This window comes from Hymenobacter antarcticus (assembly GCF_039539545.1).
Classification (GTDB): Bacteria; Bacteroidota; Bacteroidia; order Cytophagales; family Hymenobacteraceae; genus Hymenobacter; species Hymenobacter antarcticus.
Window position 1 is genome coordinate 24,357 of the sequence record NZ_BAABDI010000001.1, and the last position, 17,777, is coordinate 42,133.

General features: G+C 65.0%; 14 protein-coding genes and 1 riboswitch. Of the genes, 6 read left to right on the forward strand and 8 right to left on the reverse strand.

What is annotated here, in order from left to right; genetic code table 11:
• Positions 1-10: 10 nt before the first annotated feature.
• The 6 genes from ABD819_RS00080 to ABD819_RS00105 all read right to left on the reverse strand — a co-directional run bounded on the left by ABD819_RS00080 (position 11) and on the right by ABD819_RS00105 (position 8,719).
• Entirely contained in the window at positions 11-1,072 is a 1,062-nt protein-coding gene (locus tag ABD819_RS00080; RefSeq protein ID WP_345119708.1) for a hypothetical protein, read from the reverse strand.
• Positions 1,073-1,173: 101 nt separating this feature from the next.
• Positions 1,174-3,894 (reverse strand): PEP/pyruvate-binding domain-containing protein, encoded by a 2,721-nt coding sequence (locus ABD819_RS00085; protein WP_345119709.1) that lies wholly within the window; start codon positions 3,892-3,894, stop codon positions 1,174-1,176.
• 4 nt (positions 3,895-3,898) lie between these two features.
• On the reverse strand, positions 3,899-4,810 hold the full coding sequence (locus ABD819_RS00090) for a UbiA prenyltransferase family protein (protein ID WP_345119710.1): 912 nt from the start codon (positions 4,808-4,810) through the stop codon (positions 3,899-3,901).
• Positions 4,807-6,045, reverse strand: coding sequence for an aminoglycoside phosphotransferase family protein (locus ABD819_RS00095; RefSeq protein ID WP_345119711.1), 1,239 nt, complete (start codon positions 6,043-6,045; stop codon positions 4,807-4,809). Before ABD819_RS00095 ends, ABD819_RS00090 begins: the two co-directional genes overlap by 4 nt.
• On the reverse strand, positions 6,042-7,202 hold the full coding sequence (locus ABD819_RS00100) for a DUF3419 family protein (RefSeq protein WP_345119712.1): 1,161 nt from the start codon (positions 7,200-7,202) through the stop codon (positions 6,042-6,044). Before ABD819_RS00100 ends, ABD819_RS00095 begins: the two co-directional genes overlap by 4 nt.
• 107 nt (positions 7,203-7,309) lie before the next feature.
• Complete coding sequence (locus tag ABD819_RS00105) at positions 7,310-8,719, reverse strand: AMP-binding protein (RefSeq protein ID WP_345119713.1); 1,410 nt, start codon at positions 8,717-8,719, stop codon at positions 7,310-7,312.
• 402 nt (positions 8,720-9,121) lie between these two features.
• Between ABD819_RS00105 and ABD819_RS00110 the strand changes: the two genes are divergently transcribed.
• Positions 9,122-10,255: a lysylphosphatidylglycerol synthase transmembrane domain-containing protein gene (locus ABD819_RS00110; protein WP_345119714.1), complete on the forward strand. Its 1,134-nt coding sequence runs from the start codon at positions 9,122-9,124 to the stop codon at positions 10,253-10,255.
• Between the two features lie 29 nt (positions 10,256-10,284).
• Here ABD819_RS00110 and ABD819_RS00115 read toward each other — a convergent pair whose 3' ends face one another.
• The gene (locus tag ABD819_RS00115) at positions 10,285-10,704 is read right to left on the reverse strand and encodes a hypothetical protein (RefSeq protein ID WP_345119715.1); all 420 of its coding nucleotides are present in this window, start codon (positions 10,702-10,704) and stop codon (positions 10,285-10,287) included.
• Positions 10,705-10,890: 186 nt separating this feature from the next.
• On the opposite strand from ABD819_RS00115, the gene ABD819_RS00120 reads away from it, so the two are divergent.
• The 5 genes from ABD819_RS00120 to ABD819_RS00140 all read left to right on the forward strand — a co-directional run bounded on the left by ABD819_RS00120 (position 10,891) and on the right by ABD819_RS00140 (position 16,733).
• Entirely contained in the window at positions 10,891-11,172 is a 282-nt protein-coding gene (locus ABD819_RS00120) for a LysM peptidoglycan-binding domain-containing protein (protein WP_345119716.1), read from the forward strand.
• A gap of 221 nt (positions 11,173-11,393) precedes the next feature.
• Positions 11,394-11,509: riboswitch (SAM riboswitch) on the forward strand.
• Between the two features lie 392 nt (positions 11,510-11,901).
• On the forward strand, positions 11,902-13,281 hold the full coding sequence (locus ABD819_RS00125) for an O-acetylhomoserine aminocarboxypropyltransferase/cysteine synthase family protein (protein WP_345119717.1): 1,380 nt from the start codon (positions 11,902-11,904) through the stop codon (positions 13,279-13,281).
• 57 nt (positions 13,282-13,338) lie between these two features.
• A complete protein-coding gene (locus ABD819_RS00130) occupies positions 13,339-14,370 on the forward strand; it encodes a homoserine O-acetyltransferase family protein (protein WP_345119718.1) in 1,032 nt (343 codons plus the stop codon).
• 65 nt (positions 14,371-14,435) lie between these two features.
• Positions 14,436-15,692: a homoserine dehydrogenase gene (locus ABD819_RS00135; protein WP_345119719.1), complete on the forward strand. Its 1,257-nt coding sequence runs from the start codon at positions 14,436-14,438 to the stop codon at positions 15,690-15,692.
• 138 nt (positions 15,693-15,830) lie between these two features.
• Positions 15,831-16,733, forward strand: coding sequence for a S66 peptidase family protein (locus ABD819_RS00140; protein WP_345119720.1), 903 nt, complete (start codon positions 15,831-15,833; stop codon positions 16,731-16,733).
• Here ABD819_RS00140 and ABD819_RS00145 read toward each other — a convergent pair.
• On the reverse strand, positions 16,730-17,761 hold the full coding sequence (locus tag ABD819_RS00145) for a M28 family peptidase (RefSeq protein ID WP_345119721.1): 1,032 nt from the start codon (positions 17,759-17,761) through the stop codon (positions 16,730-16,732). The genes ABD819_RS00140 and ABD819_RS00145 overlap by 4 nt on opposite strands.
• Between the last annotated feature and the right edge of the window lie 16 nt (positions 17,762-17,777).

Here is a 17,777-nt window from a genome sequence, read left to right on the forward strand (position 1 = left end):
GTTTCCCCGCTCAGCCTCCCAGCGCTCGCCCAAACAGGGCGTAATGGGCCACCTCCGCCGGTAGCCCATCGGTGAAGTGCCGGGAAAAATTATCGGAGCGCATCAGGCAGAAGATGATTTCCTGGTAGAATTCCCGGAAGCTCATCATGCCATACGCCCCGAGGTAGCTCATGAGCTGCTGCTGGCGAAAATCGGGGTGGACGCCCACGGTTTTGGCCAGCAGCGTTTTGCGCGGCAGGCGCGGGTAGTCGCGGGCAAAATCGGGTGCTGTGGTGGTCGCCAGGCGTAGCGGGGCGTAGTTGGGCTGGCAAAAGCTGAGGGCCACGAGCTGCCCCGTGGGCCGGTCGCGGAACAGCACCGACGTGTGCGGGCACAGCCCCGCCGCGAACCCGGCATTGTATTGCCGCCGGAACTGCGCCGGCGGAATGCGCCGATAAGCCGGGTTGGCGCTGAAAATGCCGTCGACCAGCGCGTGCAGCTCGGTTTCGTGCTGCTGCCAGGTGTCCGGGTTCAGCGGAATCAGGTCGAAGGGAATTTGCTGGAAGGCGGCCAGCAGGTCGGCCTTGCGGCCGTAGGCTTCGGGCACGGTATCGGCCCGAATCAGCCGGCTTTCAAACGTGAGACTGGGGGTAAAACCCAGCTGCTCCAGCAGCGCCGGGTAGTAGGCCGGGTGGCCGGGCTCGCGGTCGAACACTCCCCAGGAAGGAGCCGCGCCCAGCCGCAGCCGGTACGCCTGAAAAGTATTGAAGTTGAGTGGCCCCAGCAGCCGGGCATAGCCGCGCCGCCGCGTTTCGGCCGCCAGCCGGGCAAAAGCTTCGCGGTTCAGCGCCAGGTCGTCGGTAGTCTCCCAGAAGCCGAAATACGCCTCCCCGCCCTCGTGCGGAAAGATGCCTACGACCCGCAGCGCGACGTGGTCGGTGAAAACGACGATGTTGTTGCGCGCTGCTTCCGCCTGAAACAGGTCGAGGATGGCGACGGGGTTTTCAGCCGGCCGGCTGGGGTGAATAGCAGCAGGGATTTCGAAAAAGGAAGCCGGCAGCTGGCCTGTAAACGCCTGACTGGTGATGGACATGAGGAGAGTTGACAGTTAAGAGTTGAGGGTTAAGAGTTGAGGGTTGAGGGTTGAGGGTTAAAGATTTGCCAGCGAAATTTTTAACCCTTAACTTTTAACTCTTAACTCTCCCCAATCTCCCCCGTCCGCCCATCCAGCCAAATGCGCTGGCCGGAGTGCAGCCGCTTGGTTACGCCCGGCACGTTGATAATGGTAGGGATGCCGAGCTCGCGCAGCAAAATGACCGAGTGCGACAGCGAGGAGCCTTTTTCGATGATGACACCCCGGCACATGGGGAACAGGGCCGCCCAGCCGGGGTCGGTGCGCAGGGCACACACGATTTTGCCGCTCACGTCGAGGTTGCCGCCGGGGTCGGTGATGACGAGCACCTCGCCCTCGACCGTGCCGGGATAGCAGCCCGTGCCGCGCAATGCGCGGGGATTTTCGGGCGGCGCGGCCCCGCTCACGGGCGGGCTCGGCACGGTCACCCGCGAAGGCACGTCCTCACGGGCGTAGCCGGCAAACTCGCGGCGGCGCTGCGCTACCAGCGTCGGCAGGGCGGGCGCAGGGTCGGGCCGCGGGGCATCTGCCGCGCCTGGCGTAGCGGCTACTACTGCGGCGGTGGCTATTTCATCCTCGGTGAGCCAGAAGATTTCCGCTGGTTCGGCCAGCTGGCGCTGGGTGGTCAGGTGCTGGCCCAGAGCCAGGTAGAGGGTGCGGTACATTCCAAAAAGGCGTGTCCGCTCCAGCCGCAACGCCTCGCGGTAGCCGATGGCCCGCTGCAGCTGGCGCAGGGCGGCCCAGGTTTGGCGGCGCCCCCAGAAGGGCCGGCCGGCCAGGCGGGCGGCCAGCTCCTGAAGGGCCCGCTGGTGCAGCGCATCGCCGGGCCGGGCGGTGGGCGGCGGCGGGGGCTCGGCCAGCAGGAAATTGCGCAGGTACTGGTAAAAGACCTCGGGCGCGACCCGCATGGTGCGGGTTTCCAGCTTGAGCTCGCCGGCCGTGCGGTCGCCGTACTGGCCGATGAACCCCTCGACTTCACGGTAGAAATCGGGGGCCGTGCGGGCCACTTGCGCGTGGACATCGGGGGGCAGGGCCAGCAGCAGCTCGCGGAGCGCGGGCCGGGGCCAGGCCAAGCGGGCGAGGGCCTGGAGGCGATGGGTGGGCTGGGTGCCGGCCAGCTGCGCATCGCCGGCCAGGTAGCGGCTCAGAAACTCGTCCGGGTCCGCGATGCCGGCTTTTTGCAGGGCGCGGGCCACCCGGCCGTTGGCCATCATCACGTAGAAATCGTTGATGATGGGCGTGGTCCAGCGGTCCAGCAGCGCCGCGTCGAGCCGGGCTTTTTCGCGCAGCAGCGCCGCCGGGGGCAGCGTGGCCAGGGGCAGGGCGTAGAAGCGGCCGTACTCGGCCCGAAAGTGCGCGTGAAAGGCCGCTACCCGCGTTTTCAAATACCCAAAGGCCCAGAGCAGCCGCGCCAGGTTCAGGGCCAGGCGGGGCAGCAGGCGCAGGCTGGCGGCCAGGGTTTTGCGCTGGCTGGTTACGAAATCCACGGGTTCTTCCAGGCCCATCATGCGCTCCATGTCGGCCTTGTTTTGCCGAAAGGCGGGCAGCAGCTGGAGGCCCCGGTACCAGTTGTTGATGTTGTAGTAAATCCGGCCCCGCACCAGGCCCAACAGCTGCGATACCACGGCTTCGTGGGCCGCCACCTGGGCGGCCGGCAGGCCCAGCACCCGCATGGTTTGGCGGTACACGGTGGCATAGGCGCGCTGCGCGAAGCTGAACGTGAGCGGCGTAGTTACTCCGCAGTAGCTCTCCTGAATGTTGGAATTATCGTACACCACCACCTCCGGAATGGGCTGCGTGATAGGCCGGGCCTGCACTACCCACACGCCGTCGGCCGTGGCCACGAACTCCACATCCTGCGGGCCGCCGAGCGCCTGTTCGAGGCGGGTGCCGAGGGCGAATAGCTCGGCGAGCTGGGCGGGCGTGAGGCAGGCGCGGTTTTGGTCGGGCGCGGGCACGGCGGCCAGGTGTAGGGTGGCATGGGAGTCGGCCTTTGTTCCAGCAGCGCCAACAGCTTCAGCAATTTCAATAACTTCATCGGAAGTCGGGGCAACTGCATCAATATTACCGTCAACAGCAAGGTCATTGACGTCGGTACTAACGTCAGCGACCGCCACCAACTGCTCAGGCTTGTGGGCGATGGCGTGGCGGGATAGCTGGCCGGTTTGCTTGGTGAAGTAGAACTCGTCGGGTTGCAGCGTACCGCCCACCAGCCCTTCACCAAAGCCCCAAACGGCATGAATGGCCAGCTCCTGCGGGAACTCGGGCAGGGTGCTGAACAGCACGCCGCTGGCCACGGGCCGCACCTGCCGCTGCACCACCACGGCCGGCCGGGCCACGGCCAAGCCCCGGTGCTGCCGGTAGGCAGAGGCCCGGTCGGAATAGGCACTGGCCGCGCACCGCGCCACGGCGTCCAGCACCTGCGGCAGCGTGGTCAGGTTCAAAAATGAGTCCATTAGTCCCGCGAAAGCAGCCTGGCCCCCATCCTCGTCTACTACCGACGAGCGCACCACCACCGGCTGCCGCGGAAAACCCCAGGCCGTGAGGCAGTCGCGCAGGGCTTGCTCATCAGCAGTTGTGAGGGTAAACTCCAGGAGCCGGGCGCGGCGTTGAGCCAGGCCCTTGGCATCCGTTGGCAACCCGCGCAGCAGCGCGTCGAAGGTTTCGGCCGGGATTACGGCGAAGTCGGGCACGGGCACGCCGGCGGCAAGCAGGCGGCGCAGGCCGTGGCCTTTGCCGCCGAGGGCCTGGGCGGCGGTGAGCTGGGAAGCGGTCAGGAACATGGGGCTAGATGGTCGGTCGAATCGCACTTACAATCACGGCTACATAGCTTCCCAGCAGCGCCAGCGACACCAGCTTTTCGGCTGCCCGCACCAGCTTTTCGCGGGGCCGCCACAGCGCCACGCCGTAGGCGGCCACCGTGGCCAGCAGCAGCGCGGCCAGCAGGCCAAACGCTTCCCCGCCCGCGCCCAGCCGGGCCAGCAGTTGGGCCTGGGCACCGGCGCTGGCCAGCACCACCACCAGCACCGCCGCCACCGCCCCGCCGTAGCCCAGTGTGCGGGAATAAGAATCGACCCCGGCCCGCTCGGCGGCTGGCGTGCGGATTTTGCGGGCCAGCTCGAACGCGAAGCCGCCCAGCAGGCTCAGCAGGGCCAGCAGCCCGCCACCGCCCGGCCCGAACTGCGCCGCCGGGGCATACGCCAGCCACAGCCAGCCAATCACCAGCGGCATGATGAGCATATGCGTGCCAGCGTACAGCAGCAGCCGCGCCCGCAGCCAGGCCGGGGCGCCAAACTCGTAGCGCATCAGCAGGCTGTAGCCGAATAGCAGGCCCCAGCCCAGCACCACCGGGCCGCCCCGGTGCGCCGACCACGCCAGCTCCAGCCCCGCGCCCGCCCAGGCCAGCAACCGCAACTGGCCCAAGCGAACCCGGCCCGATTGCAGCACCCGCTCCGGATGCAGCACCGCATCGGAGGCGAAATCCTTGATTTCATCGAACACGCGCAGCCGGAAAAAGAAGGAGATGGTGGCCGCCATGCCCCCGATTTCGGCCCAGCCCAATGCCGATGGAAATGCCCCCGGCCCGCCCGCTACCCGGCCCGCCACCACGAACACCGTGGCGAACAAAATGGCAAACAGCGCCATGTTCACCACCGGAAACCGCTCGCGCAAATACGCCCATAAGTTCTTGATATTCATGATACAATCAGCGCTTCCGGCTGGCATTTTTCCCGAACGATTTCACTGGCCCGGCGCGGCTCCGGCAGTGCGCCCGGCAGCTCCAGCGGCCGCAGCTGCGCCAGGGTGTCGAAGTAGCTGTCCACCACCCTTGGCAGGAAGGGATAGGGGCTTACCGAGTGCGCCATGAGGTACATGCCGAGGCGGTGCAGGCCGAAATCCAGCGCGGCATAGCCGGCTCCGGCCCGGAAGGCGGCGGCATCGGCGTAGTGGCCGGTGAGGCCGTGCAGCACCTGCCGGTAGTGCTCCAGGTAGCCCAGCCGGAGGCCGTACCGGTCGGGTCCGAGCACGAAGCTGAGCAGCTCCACTACGTCGTACTGCGGTACGTGCCAGGTGGCCAGCTCCCAGTCGTAGGCGCACAGGCGCAGGCCGTCGGGGCTGGTTTTGAAGCAGGTATTGCGCGGGTTGAGGTCGTTGTGGATGAGGGTTCTGGGCATCGTCTCCAACACCGCCCAGTAAGCCGGAATTTGGGCGATGGCCGTGCGCAGGGTACGCTGCCGGGCGGCCGTATACAAGTCCGGAAAATGGGCGGCGGCGTTGGCCAGCAGGGCTTCCCAGAGGGGCGCGAGCTGCCGCATGTGGGCCAGCGAAGGCTGGTCGTCGAAGCCATGCGGGGGCGAGGGCGTGAGGTGGGCGGCGTGCCAGGCGGCCAGCTGCGTGAGCGCCGCCCTAATGTGCGCGTCGGTCCACGCCTCCGGAGCCATCACCGAGTTCAGCAGGGTCACATCGTCGAGGTACTCCATCAGCACGCAGTAGGCTTGCCGGGCATCGTCGGCATACACGCCCCAAATGGTGGGCATGAGGCCGGCGATGGGCAATTGGTAGGCGGCCAGCTCGCGGCGGTGGGTGTGGTGAAAGCCCGTGCGGGCCGCAAACTGCGGGTACACCGTGGCCAGCGGCTCGCCGCAGGCCTGGGCGAGGCTGGCGAGCATGGCCGAAATCTCGCGGCCGGGCGGCTTCACCTTCAGCACCAGGCGCTGGGTTTGGCGGCGGCCGTCGGCTTCCAGCGTCACGGCCAAGCCGAAGTGGCCGATGGCCGCATCAGTCTGCCCCGCCGTGAGCGCCGTGAGGATGCTGGCCGAGCTGTCGAGGGCCAGTGGGGCCACGGCCAGCACGCGAATCTGGCGGGCCGGGGCGTGGGCGCGCATCATTTCTTCCAGAAAAATGGGACGCAGGAAATCAGCCGTGGTCATCATATCGAGTTGGAAATAAATTGATTGGAAACCGGTGCGGCAAGCAGCGCCGGCACGCGGGCCAGCGCCGTGCGGGCGCTCAGCACCCGCACGTTGCGAAAAAAGAAGCAGCCGTCTTCGTGGGCCAGCCGGGCTTGCGCGGCGGCCGGCAGCGCCTCGCCCGCCGGGCCGGCGGGGTGGTGCTGGTCCTGCAGCAGGTTCCAGTAGAGGAGGCGCAGGGGCCGGCCGGCGCTGACTTGCAGGCCCGCGCACACCCGCTCAAACTCGGCCGGACTGGCGTATTCGAAGATGTTGGAAAGGCTGGCCTTCGTGACGGTGCGGCCGGGCGCGGTGCTCAGGTAAGCCACGGCCTCGCCGGTGGTGATGCGGAGGCGGGGCAGCAGCTGGCGCAGGCGGCCGTGGTTGCGGCGCTGGTAGCAGGCCGGCAGCAGGGTTTCGGGCAGGCCCTGGGGGCCGAAAAAGAAGAAGCGGAAGAAGAAGTTGTCGCGCACCAGCTTCGTGGCGATGAGCTGCCGCAGGCGGCCGTAGAACGTAGCCCCGCCCGACTCCGGCGCGTACCGGAACAGCGCCGGGTCGCGCCCCTTGCTCAGGTTGGCCGCGTCGAAATAGGCCACGAACGCTGCCCGGAAGACCGGCCCATCAAGCTCCGCCGCGAAAAAATCGCGCTGGGCCGTCACGCTTTCAAAGGCCAGCAGCTGCCGCAGTTTCGCCTGCAAATCGGCCGGCAGCGTCGGCAGGAAACCCGTGACGTAGCCCTCCAGCCGGCCCGCCGGGAGCAGGCCCGCCGGGTGCGCCGCGAAAAAAGGCTCCCAAAAAGCCCGCAGCTCAACCGGTAGGCTGGCCGCCACTTGCCCCCAGGCCCGCGCCACCGGCGCGGGACCGTCGAAACCCATCAGCGCCCGCAGCACTTCCGGCTCGTAGTGCGCGATGAGGTAGCACTTGAGGCGCAGCAGGGCATTTTGCACGGGGTTCAGGTCGATGGCCGTGACCTGGCGCGGGCCGGCCAGCAAGGCATTCAGCACGTTGCAGCCGGCTGAGGTCACGACCAGCACGTGGTCGGCCGGGCCGATGGCCAGGGCCGCGTGCAGCGTCCGGCTGTCTTCCCACACCAAAGAGTAGCGTACCTGGTCGAGGGCGAGGTTGGCGAATTCAGAGTTCATAATTGACGGAGGTTTTTTGAGTTAAAAGTTGAGAGTTAAAATCCTTGATTATCAATTTTTTAACTCTAAACTTTTAACTTTTAACTAATTTTTCAACTGCTGCCGGATTAGCGGAGTCGGTCGTAGCGGATTTTGGAATGATGCCGGGCATCGACGGGCAGGCGCGGCCGAAACTGCACGGCCCCGCACAAGCCGGGCGGGAAGTCGCGGGCCAGCACCTGGGCAATGGCCCGCGGGCAGGCCGGCCCCTGCACAAACACCGTGAACCCGGCGGCCCCGGCCCGCGCGGCCACCCGCTCCACGCCCGGCAGCTGGCTCAGCACATGCTCAATCTGATAGTGCTGCACGCCCTGGTGCAGGCGTTCGTTGCCTTTTCGTCCCGTTAGAAACAGCTGTCCGTCTGCCACATAGCCGTAGTCGCCGGTGGGCAGCCACTCGCCCGGCTGGGGGCTGGCTACGTGCGCGCCCCGTACCAGCACCTCGCCCACGGCCTGCCCGCCCCGCAGCCGACCCAGCGGGCGCAGCTGCCACTCCAGCGCCGGATGAAACCCTCCCACGTAGTAGCCGGCGCACGGGTCGGCGGGCACCGCGCCCACCCGCCGCACGGCAATGGGCTCCGCTTCCGACGACCCGTAGATGACATGCACGGCTGCCCCCGGAAAGCAGGCCCGCAGCTCCTGCACCAGCCCCTCCGGCACCGGCGAGCCGCCCACGCCAATGCCGACCACCGCCGGCAGCGCCACCGGGTGCTGCCGCAGATACTTCAGCAGGGCGCTGAAATAATGCACGTTGCCGGTCAGCGTCTGCACCTGCTCGCGCACCAGCTGGGCCACCAGCCGGGCCGGCTCCGGCGGGCCGCCAGCCCACGGCACATCGGGCATGATGCTCAGCACCCCCGCCGCCAGGTTGTGCAGCAGCAGGTTGGGAAACAGCGGAAAATCGCGCTGCCCCGCCCACGGCGGAAAAACTTCTTTTATGGCTTCATGCTGCGCCCGCAGCACCCCGTGGCCGCGCCGGATGGCCTTGGGGGCTCCCGTCGAGCCCGAGCTGTGCGACACCAGCGCCGCCTGCCCGGCGACCACTGGGACGGCCGGTTCCGTTGGCTCGGCCGGTTCCGTCACGGTATTCACATCCACGAGGCGCAGGCCCAGCATTCGCGCCAGCAGCCGCACGCCCCGCCCCGGCCGCTGCACGATAATCGTGCGGATGCCGCCGCGGCGCAGCAGCCACCACAGCTGCCAGGGCGAAGCGCCGGCCGGCGGCAGCATGGGCACGGCTCCCCGCGCCTGCACGGCCAGCAGGGCACACACCAAATCCATGCCCACGGGCAAGGCCAGCAGCACCGGCGTGCCGGCGGCCATGGGACTCAGCGCCTCCCGCACTGCCTGCGTCCGGCTCAGAATAGCCGCCCCGGTGAAGGCGCGGCGGCCCGCCGGGCCACCCGGCCATACCACCAACGGCTCTTCAAAAAGCCGTTGCAACGTAGCGCGGATAAGCTCAAAGAAATTCGGGGCCATAACGACGTAGTGAGGAGCCGGACGAAGCGGCGAGTAAAGGTGACGGCTCCGCTGCGCTAAGGCAAACTGATTATTATCAAAACAAGACCCTGAACAATCGGCAATATTACGTATTATGCATTGATTTTTAAGATATTACACGTATTTAATCAGACTTTTAAGTTTGTCTGGCTTCGTTGTGAACGGCTCGTGAGTAAATCAGCGGTTTAAACCACTATTCATGTTTATTTCGACGCTGCCTGCTTCGGCCGAATACTTGCTTTATCGAACCGGCTGGGCCATCAATTTTGGCTGAGCGCCGGCTGGTGCTTCGGTTTCGTCTGCATCCGCACCCCGGCCGGCCTACTTTTGCCTGTCCTCCTTCCGAGCTCTTATTTTTGTCCGCCCGCCCCCTCCCCCGCAATGTCCGAGAAGCTGCTCCCGCCCCTGGCCGAAGACGACGCGCATTTTTTGCAGCGGCTGCAGCCCTCGCGGCTCATTCTACCCGTCGTCATCGGGCTGAGCGTGGTAGGCTTCATGTTCTGGCGCAGCTATAAGCCGGGTGGCCTGGCCCCCCTGGCCCAGGCCAGCTGGGAGTGGCTGCTCATCACGCTGGGGGTGCTGCTGGCCCGCGACCTGGGCTACATCTACCGCATCCGGCACATTGCCGAGCGCGAGCTCAGCTACCGCCAGAGCCTCGACGTGATTATGATTTGGGAGTTTGCCTCCTGCGTGCTGCCCTCGGCGGTGGGCGGCACGGCGGTGGCCTCGTTTATTCTCAATAAGGAGGGTATCACACTGGGCAAATCCATGGCCTACGTCATGGTTACGGCCCTGATGGACAACCTGTACTACGTCATCATGGTGCCACTGGTGGTAAGTATTGCGGGGGCCGGCCTCTACCCGCATGAGGCCTTGCAGGGCGGCTTTATTGCCACGCTGCGGGTGGCCTTCGTGCTTAGCTACATCTTCGTTTCGGCCTACGCCGGGCTCATGCTGTACGCCATTTTTGTCAATCCCCGGTCGGTGCGGCGGCTGCTGGTGCGGCTGTTTTCGTGGCGGCTGCTGCGGCGCTGGCAACGCGCGGCCTACAAGCACGGCCACGAAATGATGCTGGCCTCGGTGCAGCTGCGCGGCAACCCGGCCGGCTACTGGTGGCGCGCCGGCCTCAGCACGTTCTTCGTCTGGACGGCCCGCTACCTGGTCATCGGCTGCCTCATCGCCGCCTTCGTGCCGATGGATACGGACACGTTCCTGTTCATCTTCGCCCGCAACCTCACCTACAAAGTGCTGCTGCTGCTGGCCATCACGCCCGGCGGCGCGGGCATCGTGGAGGGCGCGTTTCCCACGTTTTTCGGCAAGTTCATCGGCACGGCCACGCTCACCAGCTTCATGGTGCTGCTGTACCGGGTGGTTACGTACTACCTGTATCTGGTGCTGGGCAGCGTATTTCTGCCCCGCTGGGTGGCGCGGGTGTTTGCCAAGCGGCCGGCCGCAAGCCCGCTCAACGAACCGGCTCTCGCAACCACAAAAAAAGCCCCTAACCACAAGGGTTAGGGGCTTTACTACTGCCTGAGCGCGGATGCTTACTCGGCTTCGAGCATCAGGGCCGCGCCGTCGGCCGACTTGAGCGTGAGCTTGTCGTCGGTGAGGGTCTCCACGGCGAAGGTGTTGCTGGTGGTGCCACCGTCGGGGGTCATGGTAATGGTTTTGCCGGCCTGGTCGAAAGTGTATTTGCCCGCTACTGCCCCGTTGGCCCCGGTCATGTTGTAGGTGCCGTTTGCAAAAATGCGCAGCTCCTCGTCCTTCTGGGCGTCGGTCTGCTTCACTTTGTCGCCGGTGGTGTCGGTTTCTTTATGCGTTTTCCACACCTTGCTATCGGTGCCGTACAGAATGTTCACGCCCTCCACTTTGCCTTTGTCGTTGCTGCACGAAGCGGCAAAAAGCGACACAAGCACCAAGAGGCTGGCCAAGTAACGGAACGAGAAAAGGGACTGGAGTTTCATAAGCACAAGGAGTAATGATGAGGAAAATGGAACGACGGCGCGCGGAGTGCGAACTCGTCGGCTTACGGCCCACACGCGAAAGAGTTTAGAACGAAACCCGGCCTGTACTTGTCCGTATAGCACCCGGTCGGACTGCCAAAGGCGTTTCCGGCCGCATTCATCCCTCATTTAATCAGCAGCCAACCCATGGGACTCTTAGATTTTCTTAGCGACAAAGGCGAGCAAAAGCCCGTAGAGCCCGCGGCCAAGCCTGCGGCCGGCGGTACCGATTTTTTCGGCAATGCCAAACCGGAAACTGCCGGTGACTCGTATACCGTAGTCAGCGGGGATTCCCTCTCAAAAATAGCCAAACACCACTACGGCGACGCCGCCAAGTGGCATCAGATATACGAGGCCAATAAGGCCCTCATCGGCAACAACCCTGACCACATTGAAGTGGGCCAGGTGTTGACCCTACCTAGTCTCTAGGTACTTTTTTGCAGAAAAAAGGTGAGAAAAGCCACTCTGTTTCAGGGTGGCTTTTTTGCGTCTGATGGGTTCGGGTTTGGCTTTTAAAAAACCGTCATGCAGCGCGTAGCGAAGCATGACGGTCTTCTTTTTTTGCGGGCAACATTTGCCCACGGAAAAATTTCTGCCGTACATTTGGGCCACCAACCCGGTACTCCTCGCTAACGGTGAGCAGTTTTCAAGTTTTATACAGAAGCGGCGAGAGACTAGGCTCCCTGACCCGCTGGCAACCTTCGCAAAACGAAAGGTGCCAATTCCTACCCACTCGCAGCTTCGGCCACGATGGGACAGATGATTCGAGTGCCATGGAAACTTCCCCTCATTCTGCTCCTTTTGCCCCGACTACTCCGGCTGCTTTGCGCGCCGTGGTCTCGGGCTTTTTTGTTTCGGCCCCAGACGGCCGCAGCGTGGCATTGCGCCCGGCGCGAATGCGAATGCGAATGTGTTGTTGCTGCCCGTGTTGTTGCTAAGCTGATTCCGGCTTAGAACCCCTCCCCTTTCTTCTGGATTTTTTTGGTGGCCCCGTGGGTCTGCCGCATGCTCTTTTTCGGGCTTGGCGGTGGGCTCGGGCCAGCCGTTCAGCACGGGCGTTTCGGGGAGTTGCCGCGCTTAGAATCGGCCTTATTCAGCTAATCAGCGCCTTTTAATTTGTATTTCTGATTTTTCACAAACGTTAAATAACCCCGCATCATGTCCACTCCAGCCCAACATTTCGAAACCCTTCAGCTCCACGCCGGCCAGCAGCCCGACCCCACCACCGGGGCCCGCGCCGTGCCGCTGTTCCAAACCACCAGCTACGTCTTCAAGAGCGCCGAACACGGTGCCAACCTGTTTGCGCTGAAGGAATTCGGCAACATCTACACCCGCCTGATGAACCCCACCACCGACGTGTTTGAACAGCGCGTGGCGGCGCTGGAAGGCGGCGTGGCGGCACTGGCCACGAGTTCGGGGCAGGCGGCTCAGTTCATTGCCCTGAACAACATTCTGCAGGCCGGCGACAATTTCGTGAGCACGGCCTACCTCTATGGCGGCACCTACAATCAGTTCAAGGTGGCCTTCAAGCGCCTGGGCATCGAGGCGCGCTTCGCGGATGGCGATAATCCGGCCAGCTTTGAGCCGCTGATTGACGAGAAAACCAAAGCCATTTACCTCGAAACCATCGGCAACCCCAGCTTCAGCATTCCCGATTTTGAGGCCATCGCGGCCATTGCCAACAAGCACGATTTGCCGCTGATTGTGGACAACACGTTTGGCGCGGGCGGCTACCTGTTCCGGCCCCTGGAGCACGGCGCGCACATCGTGGTCGAGTCGGCCACGAAGTGGATTGGCGGGCACGGCACCAGCGTGGGCGGCGTGATTGTGGACGGCGGCACCTACGACTTCGGCAACGGCAAATTTCCGCAGTTCTCCGAGCCCAGCGAGGGCTACCACGGCCTGGTGTTCAGTGATGTATTCGGCAAGAACGGGCCGTTTGGCAACATCGCCTTCATCATTCGGGCGCGGGTAGAGGGGCTGCGCGACTTTGGGCCGGCCATCAGCCCGTTCAACTCCTGGCAGCTGCTCATCGGCCTCGAAACCCTGAGCCTGCGCGTGGAGCGCACCGTGGAAAATGCCCTGAAAGTGGCGACCTGGCTGGAGCAGCACCCGCAGGTAGAAAGCGTGAACTACCCCGGCCTGGCCAGCAGCCCCTACCACGCCATTGCCCAGCGCTACCTCAAGCGCGGCTTCGGCGGCGTGCTCAGCTTCCGGGTGAAGGGCACGAAGGAAACGGCCACGCAATTCATTGACAGCCTGAAGCTCATCAGCCACCTGGCCAACGTGGGCGATGCCAAGACGCTCATCATCCAGCCCTCGGCCACCACGCACCAGCAGATGAGTGAGCAGGAGCAGCTGGCGGCGGGCGTCACGCCCACGTCGCTGCGGCTATCGGTCGGCATCGAGCACTTTGAGGATATCACGGCTGATTTGCAGGCAGCGTTTGATGCCATCGGCAACACGGCCAGCCTGCCCACGGAGGGCGAGGAAGTAGGCGAGCCCGAGTTGCAGCACACCCAACCGCTGGAGGTGTAGATAAATTTCTCGCGGAAACCGCTGCGGACCTCCGCGAGAAACCACACCAGAATAATTATGGAAAACCACCTTTTTCATCTCCCCGACCTGACTCTGGAAAGCGGCGAAGTGCTGCATGGAGCCCACGTAGCCTACCAGACCTGGGGCCAGCTCAACGAAGACCGCGACAACGTGGTGTGGGTGTGCCACGCCCTCACGGCCAACGCCGACGTGCTGGCCTGGTGGCCGGGCCTGGTGGGGCCGGGCTGCTACTACGACCCGGCCGAGTGGTTCATCGTGTGCGCCAATGTGCTGGGCTCGTGCTACGGCAGCACGGGGCCGCTGGATGCTGACCCGGCCACCGGCCAGGCCCGTTTCGGGCACTTCCCGCTGCTGACCATCCGCGATTTGGTGGCGGCGCACGAGGCGTTGCGCCAGGACCTGGGCCTCACGGATATCAACACGCTGATTGGCGGCTCGCTGGGCGGGCAGCAGGCGCTGGAGTGGGCCGTGCTGCGGCCCGATTTGTTCGACCATCTGGTCGTCATCGCCACCAATGCGCGGCATTCGGCCTGGGGCATTGCCTTCAACGAGGCCCAGCGGCTGGCCATCGAGGCCGACCCGACCTACGCTGCCGGGCAGCCCGGCGGCGGCGACGATGGCCTGCGGGCCGCCCGCGCCATTGCCCTGCTCAGCTACCGCAGCTACCCGGCCTACGCCGAAACCCAAACCGACCCCGACAACGACGATGCGCTGCTGCGCGAGCACCGCGCCAGCCGCTACCAGCGCTATCAGGGCGAAAAGCTGGTGGCCCGGTTCGATGCTTACAGCTACGTTTCATTGAGCCGCAGCATGGATTCGCACCACCTGGGCCGGGGGCGGGGCGGGGTGCCGGCGGCGCTGGCCCGCATCGGGGCGCGCACGCTGGTGCTGGGCATCACGTCCGACGTGCTATTCCCGCTGAGCGAGCAGCGCGAGCTGGCGGCGCACATTCCGGGAGCCATGTACGCGGAGCTGGAATCGCGGTTTGGGCACGACGGCTTTTTGCTGGAAACGGCCGCCATTACGCACTTCCTGGAGTTGTTCTACGCGCCCACGTTCGTGCATTAGCGGGTAGGGTGCGGGGCTTGCCCCGCACCCTACTTCTTTTCTGACCTTTGAGAACTCTCCATTCTATGGATAAGCAACAACCGCCCCTGCGCATCGGCCTGATTGGCTTTGGCTGCGTGGGGCAGGGCTTTTACGACATCATTCAACAGCAGCCCGCCCTGGGTCTGGCCATCACGCGCATTGCCGTGAAGCACCCGGCCAAAGCCCGAACGCTGGCTCCCGAGCAGTTTAGCTACCACGCCGAGGCGCTGGTGAACGACCCCACGCTGGACCTGCTGGTGGAGGTGATTGACGACCCGGCCGAGGCCTTTCGGCTGGTGAGCGCGGCCCTGCGCCTGGGCCGCCGGGTGGTCACGGCCAACAAGGCCATGCTGGCCCGGCACTTGCCGGAGCTGGTGAGTTTGCAGCAGGAGTTCGGCGGCACGCTGCTGTATGAGGCGGCGGTGTGCGGCAGCATTCCCATCGTTCGCACCCTGGACAGCTACTTCAGCCACGAGCCGTTGCACGCGGTACTTGGCATCTTCAACGGCTCGTCCAACTACGTGCTCACGCGCATGAGCGAGGCCGGCACCGACTATGGCCCGGCGCTGGCCGAAGCCCAGGCCCAGGGCTTCGCCGAAACCGACCCGGCGCTGGACATGGGGGCATTCGACCCGCGCTCGAAGGCCGTGATTCTGGCAGCCCACGCCTACGGGGTTTTCCTGAATCCCGAGGAGGTCCTGAATCTGGGCATCGAGCATATCAGGGCGGCCGATATCGCGCATGCTGCCGCGCAGGGCCAGAAAATCAAAGTAGTAGCCGGCCTCTACCGCCTGCCCAATGGCCGGGTGACAGCGCTGGTGATGCCGCAGCTGCTGGGGCCCGAGTCGCCGCTTTTCACCGTGGAGCACGAATTCAACGGTGTACTTATCGAGGCCCGGTACGCGGGCCCGCAGTTTCTGCGCGGGCGCGGCGCGGGCGGGCATCCCACCGGCTCGGCGGTGCTGACCGATGTGCTGGCCCTGCGGCGCGGCTTCCGCTACGCCTACGCGAAGCGAGCCACGCCCCCTGAAATCCAACTAACCGAGGGGCTGGAGCTGAATACCTACGTGCGCCATGCCGACGCTGGGGTGCTGCGCGAAGTGCTGACCTGGCTGGAGATGCCAGCCGAAGCGCTACGCACCGATGCCGAAGGGGCTTATGCCACTGGCCCGGTGACGCTTCAGCAGCTATGGGCCTGGCGCAAAGAACTGCGGGCCAATAGCGTGTTTGTGGCCCGCACGGGCGCGGTGCGGCTGGCGGGTGTACCCGTTCCCGCAACCCATGTGGCGGCGCTGGTGTAGCGAGATTAGCGGAAACGACGGGCTGCGACCCGGCCGCCGGCTTTCTGATTGACGCAGAACCCGGAGGCCAGATTCCCGAGCCGGGGCACCCAAAGTTGCGGTTGCGTTATTTGCAGTCCCTTTTTGTCGGTTCCGTTTATGTCGATTCAATTTCCGCCCGCCCTGCAAGCCGGCCAGCGCGTGGCCCTGGTCAGTCCCGCCCGCAAAATCAGCGCCGCCGAGCTGGCCCCCGCCATCGAAATCCTCACCGCCTGGGGCCTGGAGGTAGTGCTGGGCGACAGCATTGCCGGCGACCACCACCAGTTCGCGGGCGACGACACCCTGCGCCGCCGCGACTTCCAGCAGCAGCTCGACGACCCCAGTATTCGGGCCATTCTCTGCGCCCGGGGCGGCTACGGCACCGCCCGCATCGTGGACGGGCTCGATTTTACCCGCTTCAATGCTCATCCCAAGTGGGTGGCCGGCTTCTCCGATATCACCGTGCTCAACACCCACCTGCTGGCCCTGGGCCACGCCAGCATTCACGGCGTGATGCCGGTGCTTTTCCACCAGACCGGCGGCGAAATGGCGCTGGAGAGCCTGCGCCGCGCCCTGTTTGGCGAAGCCGCTCTGCCCGTCATCGTGCCCACGCACCCGCTCAACCGGCCCGGCACGGCCACCGGCGAGCTGGTGGGCGGCAACCTGAGCTTGCTGCATACCGTCACGGCCACGGCCTCGCAGGCCAGCTTCGCGGGTCGGATTTTATTCCTGGAAGACCTCGACGAATACCTCTACCACCTCGACCGCATGATGCTGCACTTGCACCGCAGCGGGCAGCTGGCCGGCCTGGCCGGGCTGGTGGTGGGCCACTTCTCGGCCATGCGCGACAACACCATTCCCTTCGGCAGCGCCGCCCTGGAAATCATCGATTCCTACGCCCGGCTCTATAATTTTCCGGTGGGCTACGGCTTCCCCATCGGGCACGAGGCGGAGAACGTGGCGCTGGTGGTGGGCCAGCTGGCGCACCTGACCGTGGATGAGGCGGGGGCCCGGCTGTTTTAGTCCACGTACAGCGCCTGCACCATGGTCTGGCCCACGGCCTTCAGCGTTTTGCGGTCGATGATGCTCATGTTATCGGTGGTGGCGTGGTGGTAGGCCGGGAAGTAGTCGGTGCCGTAGCGGGGATGGTCGTAGATGTCGATGGTCGGGATGCCAGCCCGGTTGGTGTACACATGGTCGTCGGTGATGCCGGCCGTGTCTTCGTAGCGGAAGAAATCGGAGTAGCCGAGCTGGGTAGCCACGTTCCAGATTTTATCGAGGGCGGCGCGGGCGTTGGTGCGCGAGGTTTCTTCGCGGGTGAAGCTGCCGCCCTTGGCTCCTACCATGTCGAGCAGCACCCCGTACTCGGCCTTGTAGTTGGCGGGCAGCAGGTTTTTGGCCCAATACTGCGAGCCCAGGCACCAGGAATCGGTGCCGCTGCCGTCGAGCTGATTCTTAAGGTCGGCCTGCGTGGTATCATCGTGGCCCCAGTCTTCGGCATCGAAGAAGATGAAGTCGACGCCCACGTTGGGGGCCAGGCTATCGGGCTGTAGGCTGAGCACGCGGGCCATTTCCAGGGCCACGGCCACGGCGCTGGCCCCGTCGGAAGCGCCATCCATGGGGGCGTTTTTCTTCACCTTGTCGTTATCGGCAAACGGCCGGGTGTCCCAGTGGCCGAAGATGGCGACCCGGCGGGCCGCCGTGGGCTGATACTGCGCGATGATGTTGCGGGCCCGGATGTTGGTGCCGTCAAACGTCATGGCCTCGAAGGGCTGCTCCATCACCTTCAGGCCGTAGCTTTTGAGTTTGGCCACGAGCCAGTCGCCGGTGGCAACGTGGGCTTTGGAGTTGGGCACGCGCGGCCCAAACGCCACCTGCTTCGCCGTGAAGGCATAGGCCGAATCAGCGTTGAAAACCGGGGCCCTGGGCAGGACCAGCGCGGCCGGCGTGCCGCCGTCGGCGGTTTCGGCGGGCTTTTTATCGGGGCAGCCGGTGAGGAGCAGGAGGCCGGCGAGCGCGGCGAGGGGAAGGCGAAAGGAGCGAAGACGCATATTTTATTCTGTCATC